General features: G+C 70.5%; 12 protein-coding genes. All 12 read right to left on the reverse strand.

Going from position 1 to position 15,225, the window contains the following annotated elements:
* Positions 1–60: 60 nt before the first annotated feature.
* A complete protein-coding gene (locus AAC134_RS01220) occupies positions 61–1,776 on the reverse strand; it encodes a hydantoinase B/oxoprolinase family protein (RefSeq protein ID WP_339947210.1) in 1,716 nt (571 codons plus the stop codon).
* A gap of 5 nt (positions 1,777–1,781) precedes the next feature.
* Positions 1,782–3,806 carry a hydantoinase/oxoprolinase family protein gene (locus tag AAC134_RS01225; RefSeq protein ID WP_339947211.1) on the reverse strand — a complete coding sequence of 675 codons (2,025 nt, stop codon included), beginning with the start codon at positions 3,804–3,806 and terminating at the stop codon, positions 1,782–1,784.
* Between the two features lie 19 nt (positions 3,807–3,825).
* Positions 3,826–4,749 (reverse strand): aminotransferase class IV, encoded by a 924-nt coding sequence (locus tag AAC134_RS01230; protein WP_339947212.1) that lies wholly within the window; start codon positions 4,747–4,749, stop codon positions 3,826–3,828.
* 26 nt (positions 4,750–4,775) lie between these two features.
* Positions 4,776–5,837: a branched-chain amino acid ABC transporter permease gene (locus AAC134_RS01235; protein ID WP_339947213.1), complete on the reverse strand. Its 1,062-nt coding sequence runs from the start codon at positions 5,835–5,837 to the stop codon at positions 4,776–4,778.
* A 17-nt stretch (positions 5,838–5,854) separates the two neighbouring features.
* Positions 5,855–6,769 carry a branched-chain amino acid ABC transporter permease gene (locus AAC134_RS01240; protein ID WP_339947214.1) on the reverse strand — a complete coding sequence of 305 codons (915 nt, stop codon included), beginning with the start codon at positions 6,767–6,769 and terminating at the stop codon, positions 5,855–5,857.
* Positions 6,766–7,545, reverse strand: a complete 780-nt coding sequence (locus AAC134_RS01245) for an ABC transporter ATP-binding protein (protein WP_339947215.1) — start codon at positions 7,543–7,545, stop codon at positions 6,766–6,768. The genes AAC134_RS01240 and AAC134_RS01245 overlap by 4 nt, the downstream gene beginning before the upstream one ends.
* A gap of 1 nt (position 7,546) precedes the next feature.
* Complete coding sequence (locus AAC134_RS01250; protein WP_339947216.1) at positions 7,547–8,323, reverse strand: ABC transporter ATP-binding protein; 777 nt, start codon at positions 8,321–8,323, stop codon at positions 7,547–7,549.
* Positions 8,324–8,659: 336 nt separating this feature from the next.
* On the reverse strand, positions 8,660–9,865 hold the full coding sequence (locus AAC134_RS01255; protein WP_339947217.1) for an ABC transporter substrate-binding protein: 1,206 nt from the start codon (positions 9,863–9,865) through the stop codon (positions 8,660–8,662).
* Between the two features lie 187 nt (positions 9,866–10,052).
* Positions 10,053–10,232, reverse strand: coding sequence for a hypothetical protein (locus AAC134_RS01260; protein WP_339947218.1), 180 nt, complete (start codon positions 10,230–10,232; stop codon positions 10,053–10,055).
* On the reverse strand, positions 10,229–11,029 hold the full coding sequence (locus AAC134_RS01265) for a GntR family transcriptional regulator (protein ID WP_339947219.1): 801 nt from the start codon (positions 11,027–11,029) through the stop codon (positions 10,229–10,231). Before AAC134_RS01265 ends, AAC134_RS01260 begins: the two co-directional genes overlap by 4 nt.
* A gap of 316 nt (positions 11,030–11,345) precedes the next feature.
* The gene (locus AAC134_RS01270) at positions 11,346–13,115 is read right to left on the reverse strand and encodes a hydantoinase B/oxoprolinase family protein (RefSeq protein WP_339947220.1); all 1,770 of its coding nucleotides are present in this window, start codon (positions 13,113–13,115) and stop codon (positions 11,346–11,348) included.
* An 11-nt stretch (positions 13,116–13,126) separates the two neighbouring features.
* A complete protein-coding gene (locus AAC134_RS01275) occupies positions 13,127–15,214 on the reverse strand; it encodes a hydantoinase/oxoprolinase family protein (protein WP_339947221.1) in 2,088 nt (695 codons plus the stop codon).
* Positions 15,215–15,225 lie beyond the last annotated feature (11 nt).

Consider the following 15,225-nt stretch of genomic DNA (forward strand, 5'->3'; position numbering starts at 1 on the left):
CGGGCCGAGCCGGCGCGGAAATCGGACAGGGCGGGAGGACCCTCTCCAGGGGCACCCTAGTCACGCAGACGCCGCGGCGACAGGGTCGAGGCGCACGCCGTAGGTGCGTTCGGCCTCCTCGGGGGTGATCCAGCCGTCGAGGATGTCGTCGATCACCGCCTGGCGGTCGCGCTCGGCCGGGTCGCCCCAGCCGCCGCCGCCGGGCGAGGAGATGCGGATCCGGTCGCCGCTCGCGATCGGCACGTTGGCGAATTTCGAGGGGCTGGGCTTGCCGTAGAGCTCGCTGACCGTCTTCCAGTCGCCGCCCGAGGCGGGGGTGACCATCAGCAGTTCGGCCCGCCCCCCTTCCTTGCCGCCGTGGATGCCCCAGGGGGACATCTTCTGGCGGTCGGACATGTAGGAATAGGTCATCGGCGTCTGCGCGGTCAGGGTCTTGGAGATCGAGTGCCCGCCGCGGTGCTTGCCGGCGCCGCCCGATCCCTCGACGAGCTTGAATTCCTCGACGTGGAAGGGGAAGCGGTATTCGAAGACCTCGACGGGGATGTGGGGGCAGTTGCCGTTGATCCCGCCGACCGCGTCGTTGCCGTCGGCGAAGGCCCGCCCGCCCCAGCCCACCGGGGTCAGGTCGTAGCAGCAGAAGAACTCTCCGGTCTCGGGGTCGGTCCCGCCGAACAGGAAGTTGGAGTGCGAGGCCCCGTCGGTGGCCGCCGAGCGGGATTTCAGCGCCGGCGCGAGCGCCCCCATCACGGTGTTGGCGATCCGGCAGTGAGTCTCGGTGTTGCCGCCCACGCAGGGGGCGGGATAGTCGACGTTGACCACGGTCGAGGGCGGCGCGATCACCTTGATCGGGCGGAAACAGCCGGAGTTCTTGGGGATCGAGGCGTCGGTCAGCTGCAGGATGGCGTTGTAGGCCGCGCCCCAGGCGACGCCGAGCGTGGCGTTCACCGGGCCTTTCGCCTGCGGGTCCGAGCCGTGGTAGTCGACAATCAGCCCGTCGCCCTTCACGTGGACGGTGACGTTGATCTTGTAGGGTTTGTCCTCGATCCCGTCGTCTTCCATCCAGTCGTGGAAGGTGTAGGTCCCGTCGGGGATCTCGGCGATCTCGGCGCGCATCCGGCGTTCGGAGTAGTCCATCAGGGCGGCGACATGCTCGCGGAAGCCTTCGACGCCGTGCTTGCGGGCGAGCGCCTCCATCCGCCGCTCGCCGAGGTCGACCGAGGCGATCATGGCGCGGTAGTCGCCGTAGTTGAACCGCGGGGTGCGCACGTTGGCGAGCATCAGGCGCCAGACGTCGTCGTTGTCCTTGCCGGCGCGCTTGATCTTCACGGGGGGGACGCGGAGGCCCTCGTGGAAGATCTCGGTCGCCTCGCCGGGGAAGCCCGCGGGGGCCATGCCGCCGACTTCGGCGACGTGGCCGATGGCGACGGAGAAGCCGATGAGCGCGCCGTCCACAAACACCGGCTTGAAGAACGTGTGCTCGGGCGTGTGCAGGCCGCCGCGGTAGGGGTCGTTGTGGACGATGACGTCGCCGGGCTCGAGATCCTCGATGTCGATCTCCTGCACGCAGGAGCGGAGCAGCAGCGGCATGCCGCCGATCATCGAGGGGCAGAAGTCGCCGGTGGCCACCAGCTCTCCGGTCGGCAGCGCCAGGCCGCAGGTGAAGTCGAGGCTCTCGGAGAAGATGGTGGAATAGGAGGTGCGCATCAGCGTCACCCCCATGTCGCGGCAGATCGAGACCAGGATGCCGCCCACGATGTTGAGGGAAACCATGTCCATGGGGATCACTCCTTGGCGGTGACGATGAGGTTGCCGTAGGCGTCGACCTCGAGGCGCTTGCCCGGGTCGACGACGGTGACGGAGGCGTCCTCCTCGACCAGCGCGGGGCCGTCGAGGGTCTGGCCGGCCTTCAGCGCGGCGCGGGTGTAGACCGCCGAGTCCGCCCAGCCGTCGCGGAAGTAGACGGGGCGGGAGGAGGCGGCGACGGGGGCCTCGGTCGAGGCCTCGATCTGCGGCAGCGTCAGCTCTCCGGTCGAGGCGACGCCGGTGACCATGAAGTTCACGATCTCCATTTGGTCGTCGAGGCGGAAGCCGAAGCGGGCCTCGTGCAGCTCGTGGAACTCGGCGTAGATCTGGGCGACCTCGGCCTCGGTGAAGTCGCGGGCGCGGATCGGCAGCTCCAGCTCGTAGTTCTGGCCGAGGTAGCGCATGTCGATGGCGCAGGAGATCGAGGGGTTTTCATGCCCCTGGGCGGCGAGTTCGGCCTGGCATTCGGCGATCAGGGTGGCCAGCGCCTCCTTCGCTCGCGCCGCGTCGAAGGCGCGGGAGTTGAGCTGCACGGTCCGGTAGCGGTCCACCCGGGCGTCGGCCATGGTGAAGCCGAAGGCGGAGAACTGGCCGGGGAAGTTGGGCGAGAGGCCGCGGGGGATCGAGGCGTCGTCCATCAGGTCGGAGATGTGCAGCGGCCCCGCGCCGCCGAAGGCGACCAGCGTGAAGTCGCGGGGGTCGAGGCCCTGTTCCGTCAGCACCGTGTGCAGCGCGCCGACCATGTTGTTGTTGGCGATGCGCAGGATCGAGAGGGCGGCGTCCTCGAGCCCCACCCCCAGCGTCTCGGCGATGGGCTGGACGGCGGCGCGGGCGGCGGCCTCGTCGAGCTTCATCTCGCCGCCGAGGAAGTTCGAGGCGGAGATGCGGCCCAGCACCAGGTTCGCGTCGGTGACGGTCGGCAGGGTTCCGCCCTGGCCGTAGCAGGCGGGGCCGGGGGTGGCGCCGGCCGATTCCGGGCCCACCACCAGCATCCCGCCCGCGTCGATGCGCGCGATCGAGCCGCCGCCGGCGCCGATGGTGCGGATGTCGATCATCGGGACCTGGATGGGGCGGCCCCACTCGATCTCGAAGTCGGTGGTGAAGCGCTCCTTGCCGTTGACCACAGTGGACACGTCGGTCGACGTGCCGCCCATGTCGAAGGTCACGAGGTTGTCCATGCCCAGAAGCTGGGCGATGCGCTTGGCCGCGATCACCCCGCCGGTGGGGCCGGACATGGCGATCTGGATGGGGCTGTCGGCGACCTGCCGGGCCTCCATCTCGCCGCCGTTCGAGCGCATGACCACGAGGCGGGCGTCGACGCCCTCGGCCTCGAGGCGGGACTTCATCGAGCCGATGCGGTCCTTCACGACCGGCTTGATGAAGGCGTCGCAGATGGTGGTGGAGGAGCGGAAGTGCTCCTTCCACTTGGGCAGGACCTCGTAGGAGATCGAGACGGGCAGGTCGGGGGCCTCTTCGGCGAAGATCGCCTTGATGCGCTGCTCGTGGTCGGGGGTGAGGTAGGAGTGCAGGGTCATCACCGCGACCGCGCCGATCTCGGGCTCGGCGGCGATCTTGCGGGCGACCTCGCGGACCTGGTCCTCGTCGAGCGGGCTCAGGATCTCGCCCGAGGGGCCGACGCGCTCGGACACCTCGTAGGCGTCGCGGCGCTTGAGGAAGGGTTTCGGCTTGATCCAGCCGAGGTCGTAGTGGTGGCGGCGGTCGCCGCGCATGATGAAGGGGATGTCGCGGAAGCCGGCGGTGGTGACGTAGGCCACCCGGGCGCCCTTGCCTTCCAGCAGCGCGTTGGTGGCGACCGTGGTGCCCAGCCGGATGCCCGAGATCTCGGACTGCTTGCCGAAGCTGCGCAGGCCGGTCATCACGCCCTCGGACGGGTCCGCGGGGGTGGAGAGGTTCTTCCAGGCGCGCAGCTCGCCGGAGGCCTCGTCGTAGACGACGAAGTCCGTGAACGTGCCGCCGATGTCGACGCCGAGACGGTAGGACATGGGGGGACTCCTTGGCGGATCAGGCGGGGGTGGGCTCGGCCGCGGCCGAGTAGTCGACGGGGGTGGCGTGCCAGCCCTCGGCGCGCTTCTCCCAGAAGCGGTCGAGCAGGCGGCGCGAGATCGGGCCGGGGCGGTCGTTGGCCATGATCCGCCCGTCGATGCGGCTGGCGGGCATGATCCCGCCGGCGGTGGTGCAGGTGAAGATCTCGTCGGCCTCGCGGAATTCCTCGGCCGGGATCTCGCGGACCTCCAGTTTCAGGCCGGCCTCCTCGCACAGCTCCATGACCGAGAGGCGGGTAATGCCGTCGAGCCCGCCGCGGACCGGGGTCGAGACGACGCCGTCGGTCACCGAGAAGACGTTGAAGCCCGGCCCTTCGGTGATGTTGCCGGCGAGGTCGGGGAGGATGGCGAAGTCGGCCTCGACCTCGAGCGCCTCGAACTGGGCGCGGGTGAGGTCGCCCCAATGAAAATTCTTGGCCCGGGGCTCGACGCATTCGGGGGGGATGCGGGGGGTTTTCGAGATCATCAGGTGCATGCCCCGCTCGATCATCTCGGGGGGCGCGACCCAGACCCAGGGGATCGCCATGGCGATGGTGTAGGCGGGCACGAAGGCGGGGTGGCGGGGCTGGCCGGGGACGGGGACGCCACGCAGGCACTCCATCGACACGTAGGCCGAGCGCAGGCCGGAGAGGGCGACGACGCGGTGGAGGATGGCGCGCAGGTCCTCGTCGGTTTCCTTCGGGGTCATGTGCAGCTCGGCGCGGGAGGCGCGGAAGCGGGTCAGGTGGTCGTCGAGGCGGAAGAAGTTCCCCTCCCACACGCCGACCACGTCGTAGGTGACGTCGGAGCGGCGGTAGCCCCAGTGGGTGATCGGGACCGAGGCCTCGGCGACGGGCATGTAGCGCCCGTCGACATAGGCGGCGCCGGCGGAGAAGTCGGGCATGGGGGCGTCCTGGGTCATCGGGGGTGTCATTCAGCGGGGGCGGTCCGGGCCGCCTCTGGCGCGGCGGGGGCGGGGGCGGGGCGGCGGCCGAACAGCTTCAGCTCTCGCCCGCCCGCCAGGCCCGTGGGGCGCAGCACCAGGATCAGGGCCATCAGGATGCCGAGCCCCAGCTCCTGGCTGCCGGGGGGGAGGGTGAGGGGGCCCATCTCGCCCCGCTCGAACATGCGCAGGAACTCGACGATCACGGTGACGCCGATCACGCCGATGACCGCGCCGGTCAGCGAGGACATGCCGCCGACCACCAGCATCGCCAGCGTGATGAAGGTCAGCCCGAGGTAGAACGGGTCCACCGTCAGGATGCCGAGGAACTGGGCGTAGAGCCCGCCGCCCAGCCCCACGAGCGCCGCCGACAGCACGAAGGCCCCCAGCCGCGCCTTGACCAGCCCGATGCCCGAGGCCTGCGCCGCGACCGGATCGTCGCGCGTGGCCCGCAGCATCAGCCCGTGGCGCGAGATCTGGTAGAGCCAGGCCGCCACCACCGCGACGGCGGCGAAGGCCCAGGCGACCCAGGGGCCGACCACGGTGGGAATGCCGATGATCGAGCTGACGCCCGCCGTCCAGCTGTCCCAGTTGGCGTAGACCGAGTTGGTGATCATCAGGACGGCGAAGGTGGCGATCGAGCAGGCGATGCCCCCCAGCCGGGTGATCGCTCCGCCCAGCAGCAGGCCCACGAAGGCCGGCAGGATCGCCGAGCCGGCCATCGCGACCAGGAACGGATACTGCGTCCCCTGCAGCCAGCCCGGCAGGCCCGAGAGCATGATCTGCTTGAACGTCGGCTCGGCGGTCATCCAGGCCGCGGCGTAGGCGCCGATGCACATGAACGAGATGTGGCCGAAGCTGATGATGCCCGAGTTGCCGATGAACACGTAGAGGCCCACGACGACGACCACGCGGATCATCATCTCGGCGATGGTGGTGGCCATCGCGTCCGAGCCGGTCAGCGCGGCCAGCCCCGCCACGGCGGCCAGAAGCGCGATCAGCAGCGCCGGGGTCTGCATCTGTCGGAGGTTGAGGAGGATGCGGTCCATGGGTGTCTCCTTCCCGCTCAGACGCGTTCGACGACGTTGCGCGCGGGGATCAGGCCCTGGGGCCGGAACAGCAGCACCAGGATCACGATCGCGAAGGCGAAGGCGTCGCGGAACACGCGCAGGTCGGGGGGCAGGTAGGCCTGGAGCATGGTGACGATGAAGCCGATGGCGAAGCCGCCGGCCACCGCGCCGGGCAGCGAGCCCATGCCGCCGACCACCACCGCCACGAAGGCGAAGAGCGCCAGCGGCACGCCCATGGTGTGGCTGAGCGAGCCGGACTGGGTGACGTAGAGAAGCCCCACCGCCGCGGCGAGGATGCCCGAGATCGCGAACGCGATGCCGATCACGAAGTTGCCCTTCACGCCGAGATACTGGGCCATGCGGAAGTCCTCGGCCGCCGCGCGCATCTGCACGCCGTAGCGGGTTCGCGAGAGGAACAGGCTCAGCCCGACCATCAGCGCGAGGGTGACCGCCACCGTGATCACCTGCAGCAGCGGCACCCGCAGGTCGCCGACCTGGATCTGCTGGTTGGCCGCCCCCCACAGGTTGATCGCCTTGGGCCGCGAGCCGTAGATCATCAGGATGCCGTTCTGGATGATGTAGCTGACCGCGAACGAGGCGATCATCAGCGTCGGCGTGGTGGCCTTGCGCAGCGGGCGGAAGGCCGCGAAGTCGGTGACCAGCGCCAGCACGATCACGATCACCGCGATCGAGGGCAGCAGGAACAGGATGTTGAAATCGCCGATGAACATCCGCGCGGTGACGTCGACCGAGGGCACGATCAGCGCGTAGGCCGCCACCGAGATCAGGTCCCCGTGCGCGAGGTTGATCAGCCGCAGGATGCCGAACAGCAGCCCGATGCCGAGCGCGGTCAGCGCATAGAGCCCGCCCAGCGACAGCGCGTCGATGAGGTTCTGGATGAAGCCGATCATGCCGCGCCTCCCTGTGACTGGGCCTGGGTCTGGATGGGGGCGGCCGCGGCGGGCGCGGCCTTCTCGAAGCCGAAATAGGCGTGGCGGATGGCCTCGCCGTCGGCGAGCTCGGCCGCGGTTCCCGCGAGGCGGATCTCTCCGGCGCGCAGCACGTTCACCCGGTCGGCGAACTTCAGCACCCGGTTCGAGGACTGCTCGTTGATCACCAGGGTCAGGCCCTCGGTCTTCCGCAGCTCGAGCAGGATCTCGTAGATCTGGTCGACGATCCTGGGGGCGAGGCCCAGGCTCGGCTCATCGACCAGCAGCAGGCGGGGGCGGGTCATCACCGCGCGGGCGACGGCGAGCATCTGCTGCTCCCCGCCCGAGAGGCGGCCGGCGGGGAAGTCGATGCGCTCCGCGAGGCGCGGCAGGAGGGCGAGGATCCGCTCGCGGTCGCGGGCGATCTCGGCCCTGTCGCTGCGCATGTAGGCGCCGAGCACCAGGTTCTCGGCCACGGTGAGGGAGCCGAAGATGTGCCGGCCCTCGGGCACCAGGCTGACGCCGAGCGCCGCGATCCTGTCGGGGGGCATGCCCAGGATCGGCTTGCCGTCGTAGCGGACCTCGCCCTTGTAGGGGCGCACGCCGCCGGCGACGGCCGCGAGCGTGGTCGACTTGCCTGCGCCGTTGGGGCCGATGATGCAGACGACCTCGCCTTCCTCGACAGTCAGGTCGAGGCCGCGCAGGGCCACCATGTCGCCGTAGCGGACGTGGATGTCCTCGATCTCGAGAAGCGCCATCTCAGGCCTCCATTCCAAGGTAGGCGGCCATCACCTCCTCGTGGCGCTGGATCGCCGCGGGGACGTCCTCGGCGAGCGTCCTGCCGCCGTCGAGCACGTGGATCCGGTCGCAGATGCCCATCACCACGCGCATGTTGTGTTCGATCAGCAGGACGCCGCAGACGAAGGCCTTGGGGATCGCGGCGACGATCTCCATCAGGTCCTCGCACTCGCTGTCGGACATGCCCGCGGCGGGCTCGTCGAGCAGCACGAAGGCGGGCGAGAGCATCATCGCCCGGGCGATGCCCAGCCGGCGCTGGTCGGTGTAGGCGAGCGCCGAGGCGGGGGCGCCGGCCTTGTCGCCGAGGCCGATCCAGTCCAGCAGCTCGCGCGCGTCGGCCTGGGCGGCGCGGCGCGACTGGCCAAGGCCCACGCCGGTGACCTCGACGTTGTCGAGCACCGACATCTCGGCGAACAGGCGCCCGGCCTGGAAGGTGCGGGCGATGCCGTGGCGGCGAAACTCGGGCGGGGACCAGGCCGAGGCGTCGGCGTCGCCGACCAGCACCCGCCCCTCGGTCGGTTTCTGAAAGCCGGTCAGGCAGTTGACGAGCGTGGTCTTGCCCGCGCCGTTGGGGCCGATCAGGCCGAAGATCTCATGGCGCTGCATCGCCAGCGAAACCTCGGAGATCGCGGCGAGACCCTGGAAGCGGACGGTCAGCGACTCGACGGCCAGGGTGGCGTCGTCGGTGGCGCCGGGCCGGTCGAGCGGCGGCGCATGTCGGGCGGGGGGGGCCTTCATGACCATCTCCTGCGGGGCGCGGCCGGTCCGCGGGGCGCCGGCGGGGGCGCGCGGCCGGGACGCGGAGGGCGCGGGGGGGCGCGGGGGGGCGCCGGGGGGGGGCGCCGGGGGGGCGTCTGGGGCGGCGATGTCGGGGCCGCCGGTCCGGGGAGAGCCCCGTCGAGGCGGCGAATGGGGTCGGCGCGCGAAGCCGGGAGAGGGGGGCGGCGGACGGGGAGGGAGGGGCCTCGTCCGCCGCTGGCGTCCCGGATCGGACCGATGGGCGCCGGGCGCCGGTCCGGGACGCAGGGCCCGCCTCGGGGTCCGGGCCGGGCGGCCCGATCCCTAGGGCCGGGCTTACTTCGCCAGGCGGTAGAGCACTTCACGCGGGATCGGCATGCCCACGTCCCACTCGGTGACCAGCGTCTGCTCGCCGTCGGCGTAGGAGGTGACCAGCATCGGGATCTCGGTCTGGATGTGCAGCTCGGGCGTCAGCTTGCGCAGGCCGACGGTGGTCTCGAAGCTGTCGAAGCCGTTCATCACCTCGACCACGGCGGCGGCGTCGGTGGTCCCGGCCTCCTTCACCGCGGCGACCCACATGTCGAGCTGGCCGTAGATCAGGTAGGCGTATTGCGAGGCGGGGCCGGCGCCGTATTTCTCGGCATAGGCGGCGGTGACCTCGTTCACGCTCTCGCGCGGGTCGTCGGCGGTCAGGGCGTTGGAGGGGACGTAGAAGTCCTTCAGGCCGGGCACCGCCTCGGTCCAGTAGGAGCCGTCCATCGAGGTGCCGCCGAACACCGGCAGGTCGATGCCCGCCGCCCGGATCTGGCGCAGCGCCGAGGCGGCGCCGGGGTTGGTCGAGCACAGCATGATGTGGTCGACGTCGCCCGAGGCGATGGCGTCGGACATGCGGGTGATCTGGGTCGAGATCACCGGGTCGAGGCCCTTGAACGTGTCGGTCCCCACGATCGTGGCGTCGGGCTTCTCGGCCATGATCCAGTCGTAGCCGGCGCAGATCGACTTGTTGTACTCGATCGACTCGTCGACCAGCGAGTAGCCGTTGCGGAAGCCCTTCTCCTCATAGCCCCAGTCGGCCATGGTCGCGCCCTCGAGCTGGGCGGCGTTGGCGGAGGTGAACGAGAACGGCCCGACGCCGAGCACGCCGGCCTTGGGGTCCGAGGCGCCGAGGAAGAACGAGATCACGCCGGCTTTCTGGGCCTGCAGGGCGGCGGGCGCGCCGTAGTCGTAGTCGGCCGAGACCAGCAGCAGGTCGGCGCCCTGCTGGATCATCGACTGGCCGATCTTGGCCCCCTCGACGCGGTCGGTCTTGGTGTCGGCGAGCAGCACCTTGATCTGCTTGCCCAGCAGACCGCCCTCGGCGTTGAGCTTCTCGAAATACAGCTGGGCCATCTTGGCGCCCTCGCCGTCGTAGGCCTCCATCCAGCCCGTCTGGGCCACGGCCATGCCGACGACGATCTCCTCCTGCGCCGCGGCGGGGCCGCCGGCTATGAGGCCGAGCGCCGAGGCGCCGGCAAGGACCGATTTGAGGGTCGCGGTTTTCATCCACCTCTCCTGTCTGTTGGTGCGCGCGGGGTCCGGTGCGGGCCGCGGGCGGGTGTGGTCCGGGGCGCGGCGATCTGCGCCGCCTGCGCCATGACGTCGGGGTCCGGCGGCCGAGGCCGCCGGGTCCGTCCCCCCCTCGCGGAGGGCGTTCCGCCCCCCGAGGGGGCGCGGGCGTCGTGTGGAGGCCTCAGGCGGCCGGGGCCGGGTCGGCGGCGCGGGCCGCCTCCCAGTCGACGCACCAGGTCGAGCAGAACAGCTTGCCGTCCTTCTCGACCGCGTCGGCGCGGCCGGCGTCGTAGATCAGGATTCCGCAGCAGCGGCATTTCACGTAGCTCTCGACGTAGAGCTTCGTGGCGGACAGCTTCATGTCGTCCTCCAGTCGTCCGGGCGCCAATCGCGCGGGTCGGGGGTCGGCGCGAGGCGGATGCCGCGGCCAAGCGGGGGCGGCGCCGCGGCGCCGGGCGCCTCGGGCCGGAGCATGACGTTGCTCCGGCTGCGGCGGATGTGGGCGGCGAGCAGGCCCTCGGCGCGATCGCCCTGGCGGGAGGCGACGGCCTCGGCGATCTGCAGATGCTCGCGGGCCGACAGCTCGAGCGGGTCCTCGCGCAGGTCGACGGTGGCGATCATCATCCGCACCGAGGCGTCCATCGCCTCATGCGCGCGCAGGGCCGCGCGGTTGTCGGAGAACAGGCAGATCGTGCGGTGAAACCGGATGTCGAGCTCGTGCATGCGGCCGACCTCGCCGGCGCTGGCGACCGCGCCCATGTCGGCCGCGATCATCCGCAGGCGCGGGCCGAAGCCGGGCTCGGCCAGGTGCAGGGCCTGGCGCAGGGCGAAGGTCTCGATCGCGATGCGGAACGAGAAGATGTCGTCCACGTCCTTGCGCGTGAAGGTGCGCAGGAAGGCGCCGCGGCGCGGGCGGGCGACGAGGAAGCCCTGGCGGACCAGCCCCGCGACGGCCTCGCGGACGGGATTGCGGGAGATGCCGAGGAGGCGGGCGAGCTCGGCCTCGTTGATGCGCTCGCCGGGGGCGAGCTCGCCCTTGGTCAGTTGCGCCAGCAGGTAGGCCCGCACCCGGTCGGACAGGTTGCCGAGCTCGGCCAGCGGCGAGTGCTGCGATGCGGCATCGACAGGGTCTGATCCGAGGTCGAGGGGGTGGACCACTGTGGACAGTTCTCCAACTCGGGGGTGCGGGAGCCTCTCGGGCGCCCAACAATCGGGCGGTGTCGGCTGGAGGTCAGGATGAGGGCGCAAGCATTGTGCAGTCTTGTCGCCTTGCGAACGAAGTTTGGTTGCTTCGCGTCCATGTTGCGCTGCACCCGTCCTCCGACGCATCCGGAGCGTGAATCCGCTCGGCGGAGCGCCCGGATCGGATACGAAACGCGCCGGCGGAGCGGGCTCCGCCGGCGCGCGGCCGGACGCGATTCCCCCCGGCCCGCCGTGTCCGGGGGGGCGGGGGCGGCGATCGAGGTCCCCGCCCTCAGGCGCGCAGCTCGGCGCGCAGCGCCTGGGTTGCGGGCAGGTCCAGCGCCCAGCCGTAGCCGTCGTCGACCTCGACCAGCGCCACGCCATAGTCGGCGCGCGCGCTCTCGGGGCGGATGAACCCGTCGAGCACGTCGTCGAGCACCTTCTGGGGCGCCCGCTCGAGCGGATCGCCGTAGCCCCCGCCCGAGGGCGAGTAGTAGGAGATCACGTCCCCCTCCCTGGTCGGCATGCCCGACAGCTTGGCGTGCAGGGACTTCGTCTCGCCGCTGTGGATGTTGTGCAGCTCGAGCTTGCCGGTGGCCCCGGGCTTGCCGCCGAAGACGCCCCAGGGGACGTCGTGGTGGCGGTCGTTCTCGTGGGTGGTCTGGCCGGGGGTGAGGTAGCGCTGGGATTTGACCACCCCCTGGCCACCGCGGAACTTGCCTGCGCCGGGCTCGACGTCGTCGCGCACCTCGTAGCGGTCGCAGATCAGGGGCAGGTGCATCCCGAGGTCTTCCAGCGGGTTGTTGCGGGTGTTGCGCATCAGCTCCTCGACCGTGTCGGGGCCGTCCGACAGGGGGCGGCCGCCCATCGCGGCCTCGTTCACCTCGAGGAACACCCAGTATTCGCCGTTCTCCTTCACGCCCGAATAGGCCGCGAAGTCGAGGGTGGCGGCGTTGCCCGCGGTGCAGCGGTCGGGGATCACCGGGGCGAGGGCCTTGATGACGAGGTCGGCCATGCGCTGGATCTGGCAGAAGCGGGCCTCGGCCGCCGCGGGCATGTTGGGGTTGAAGATGCAGCCCTTGGGCGCGATCACCGAGATCGGGCGGAACGAGCCCTCGTTGGCGGGGATGTCGTCCTGGGTCGTGTAGGCGTCCAGCAGCATGGCGCGGAACACGAAGAAGGCCGCCACCATGGTCGAGCCGTCGAAGGGCACGTTGAAGGCGGTCGGGGTCTGCGGGGCGGAGCCCGTCAGGTCGATGGTGGCGGAGTCGCCCGCGATGATGACCTTCACCTTGATCGCCAGGTGCTCGCCGTAGTTGCGGCCGTCGTCGTCGAGAAACCCTTCGGCGAAGTATTCGCCGTCGGGGATCTTGGCGATCTCGGCGCGCATGCGTCGCTCGGTGTAGTCCATCAGCTGCTGGGTGGCCTGGATGACGGTGGCCTTGCCGTAGCGGGCCATCAGCTCCTGGAACCGTCGCACGCCGAGCTCGGCGGAGGCGATCTGGGCCTCGAGGTCGCCCATCACCAGGCCCGGGACGCGGGTGTTGTTGCGGATGTGGCGCCACAGGGTCTCGTTGCGCACGCCCTCGTCGTAGAGCTTCTCGGCGTCGAGGATCATGCCCTCGGCCCACATGTCCGAGACGTCCATGATCAGGCCCGGGGTGGCGGCGCCGATGTCGACGTGGTGGGCGGTGTTGGCCGAGAAGCCGACCAGCTCGCCCTCGAAGAACACCGGCATGACGACGGCGATGTCGGGGGAGTGCGAGCAGCCCTTGTAGGGGTGGTTGTGCAGCACCAGGTCGCCCGGCTTCCACGCCTCGAGCGGGATGGTCTGGGCGATGCCGCGCAGGTAGCCGGGCAGCGAGCCGATGTGCATGGGCGTCGAGTCGGACTCGCACAGCGTGTTGTAATCGGTGTCGAACAGGCCGGCGCCGAGGTCCTGGCTTTCGCGGATGATCGACGAATAGCTCATGCGATAGAGCACGTTGCCCATCTGGTCGGCGATGGAATGCAGGGCGCCGCCGACGACCTGAAGGGTGATGGGATCGAGATCCTGGGTCATGGGGTCCTCCCTCAGGCGCGGGCGATGCGGATGTCGCCGTGGCTCAGCACGGTGGCGACATAGCCGGGCGGCAGGATGGTGGTGGAGTTGTGCTGGGTGATGATCGCGGGGCCGGCGACGGTGTCCTCGGCGAGCAGTTTCTCGCGGTCGTAGCGCGGGGTCGGGGTGGGGACGCCGTCGTCGAAGACCGTGTCGGCGGTGTAGAGGACCGCCGCCTCGGGGTTCGCCCGCCCGCCGGTTTCCAGCGTCTTCAGCCGCAGGGTCTCGACCGCGGCCGAGGCGATGACGCGCAGGGTCACGCCCTCGGTCACCTGGTCGCGGAAGGCGTGGCCGTAGGTTTCCTTGTGGACGTCGAAGAAGGCGTCGATCACCGCCTGCTTGTTGGTCTGGGTCAGGGCGCCTTCGGGCATGGCGGCGCGAAGCTCGAAGCCCTGGCCGACGTAGCGACACTCCATCACCCGGGTGAACTGGCGCCGTTCGGGGGCGATGCCGTCGGCGTCGAGCTGGGCCGTCGCCTCGGCGGTCAGCGCGTCGGCGATGGCGTTGATCGAGGCCAGCGTCTCGTCGCCGGCGTCGTCGAGCGTGGCGAGCACCGACTGGGTGTATTCGTACTTCAGGTCGCCCACCAGCAGGCCGGTGGCCGCCGTGATGCCGGGCTGGAGGGGGGAGATCATGTCGCGCGCCTGGATCATCTCGCCCAGCGCCACGACATGCAGCGGGCCGGCGCCGCCAAAGCCCATCAGCGAGAAGCCGCGCGGGTCGATGCCCTTGGCGACCGAGTTGGCGTTGATCGCCAGCGCCATGTTGTTGTTGATGATCTTCAGGATGCCGAGCGCCGCGTCGGTGACCGACAGGCCCAGCGGCTCGGCGATGTGGGTGCGGATGGCCTCTTCGGCGAGGCTGCGGTCGATCGAGAGGTCGCCGCCCAGGAACCGGTCGGGGTCGAGCCGGCCCAGCGCCACCTGCGCGTCGGTGACCGTGGGCTCGGCGCCGCCGCGCCCGTAGCAGGCCGGGCCGGGGGCCGCGCCGGCCGAGCGGGGACCGACCCGGAAGGCGCCGCCCGCGTCGACATAGGCGATCGAGCCGCCGCCCGCGCCGATGGCGTCGATGTCGATCATCGGGGCCAGCACCGGCAGCTCGGCCACCGTGGTGTCGCGCGGGTTCTTGATGCGCAGCTCGCCGTTCTGGATCACCGAGATGTCGGCCGAGGTGCCGCCGATGTCGATGGTGATCACGTCGGCCGAGCCGCAGTGCTCGCCCGTCCAGCGCCCGCCCATCACGCCGCCCGCAGGCCCCGAAAGCAGCAGCCCGATGGGCCGCGCGGCCGAGTTCTCGATGGTCGAGATGCCGCCGTTGGACTGCATGATCCGCACGATGGCCTCGATGCCGTTCTCCTTGAGGCGGGATTCCAGTCGGCGGAGATAGAGGGCCGTGCGCGGCCCGATGTAGGCGTTCATGGCGGTCGAGGAGAACCGCTCGTACTCGCGGATCACGTTCACCACGTCCGAGGAGGCGCAGATGTAGGCGTCGGGCATCACCTCGGCCACGATCTCGCGGGCCCGCTTTTCGTGCGCGTCGTTGAGGAACGAGAACAGGAAGCCGATGGCCACCGCCTCGACGCCGCGCTTCTTGAGCAGCTCGGCGGCGGCGCGGACCTCGTCCTCGTCGAGCGGCACGGTGATCTCGCCGGTGGGGGGCATCACCCGCTCGGTGATCGTCAGGCGGTCGCGGCGCCTGACCAGGGGGGCCGACTGCCAGGGCACGTCGAACTGGAGGGAGAAGTTGTGCGGCCGCTTGTGGCGGGCGATGTGGAGGATGTCGCGGAAGCCTTTGGTGGTCAGCATTCCGACATGGGCGCCGTCCCGCTCGATCACCATGTTGGTGGCGACCGTGGTGCCGTGGAACAGCATGTCGATGGCGCCCGGCTCGACGCCGGCCATGGCGCAGACCTTCAGCACGCCCGCGACCACGCCCTGGGACTGGTCCTGGGGGGTGGAGGGAACCTTGGTGACGACCACCTCCGGATCGGCCCCGGCCTCTCGGCGCTCGAGGACGATGTCGGTGAAGGTGCCGCCGACGTCGACGCCTACTCGTATCATGTCGCCGTTCC

The sequence above is a fragment of the uncultured Albimonas sp. genome (genome assembly GCF_963977235.1).
In the GTDB taxonomy this organism is placed as follows: Bacteria; Pseudomonadota; Alphaproteobacteria; order Rhodobacterales; family Rhodobacteraceae; genus Albimonas.

Bases quoted from the DNA above. Each gene is read 5' to 3' on its own strand.
- AAC134_RS01225 (WP_339947211.1), bottom strand. From the start codon at position 3,806: ATGTCCTACCGTCTCGGCGTCGACATCGGCGGCACGTTCACGGACTTC.
- AAC134_RS01235 (WP_339947213.1), bottom strand. From the start codon at position 5,837: ATGGACCGCATCCTCCTCAACCTCCGACAGATGCAGACCCCGGCGCTG.
- AAC134_RS01220 (WP_339947210.1), bottom strand. From the start codon at position 1,776: ATGGACATGGTTTCCCTCAACATCGTGGGCGGCATCCTGGTCTCGATC.
- AAC134_RS01260 (WP_339947218.1), bottom strand. From the start codon at position 10,232: ATGAAGCTGTCCGCCACGAAGCTCTACGTCGAGAGCTACGTGAAATGC.
- AAC134_RS01270 (WP_339947220.1), bottom strand. From the start codon at position 13,115: ATGACCCAGGATCTCGATCCCATCACCCTTCAGGTCGTCGGCGGCGCC.
- AAC134_RS01245 (WP_339947215.1), bottom strand. From the start codon at position 7,545: ATGGCGCTTCTCGAGATCGAGGACATCCACGTCCGCTACGGCGACATG.
- AAC134_RS01240 (WP_339947214.1), bottom strand. From the start codon at position 6,769: ATGATCGGCTTCATCCAGAACCTCATCGACGCGCTGTCGCTGGGCGGG.
- AAC134_RS01250 (WP_339947216.1), bottom strand. From the start codon at position 8,323: ATGAAGGCCCCCCCCGCCCGACATGCGCCGCCGCTCGACCGGCCCGGC.
- AAC134_RS01255 (WP_339947217.1), bottom strand. From the start codon at position 9,865: ATGAAAACCGCGACCCTCAAATCGGTCCTTGCCGGCGCCTCGGCGCTC.
- AAC134_RS01275 (WP_339947221.1), bottom strand. From the start codon at position 15,214: ATGATACGAGTAGGCGTCGACGTCGGCGGCACCTTCACCGACATCGTC.
- AAC134_RS01230 (WP_339947212.1), bottom strand. From the start codon at position 4,749: ATGCCCGACTTCTCCGCCGGCGCCGCCTATGTCGACGGGCGCTACATG.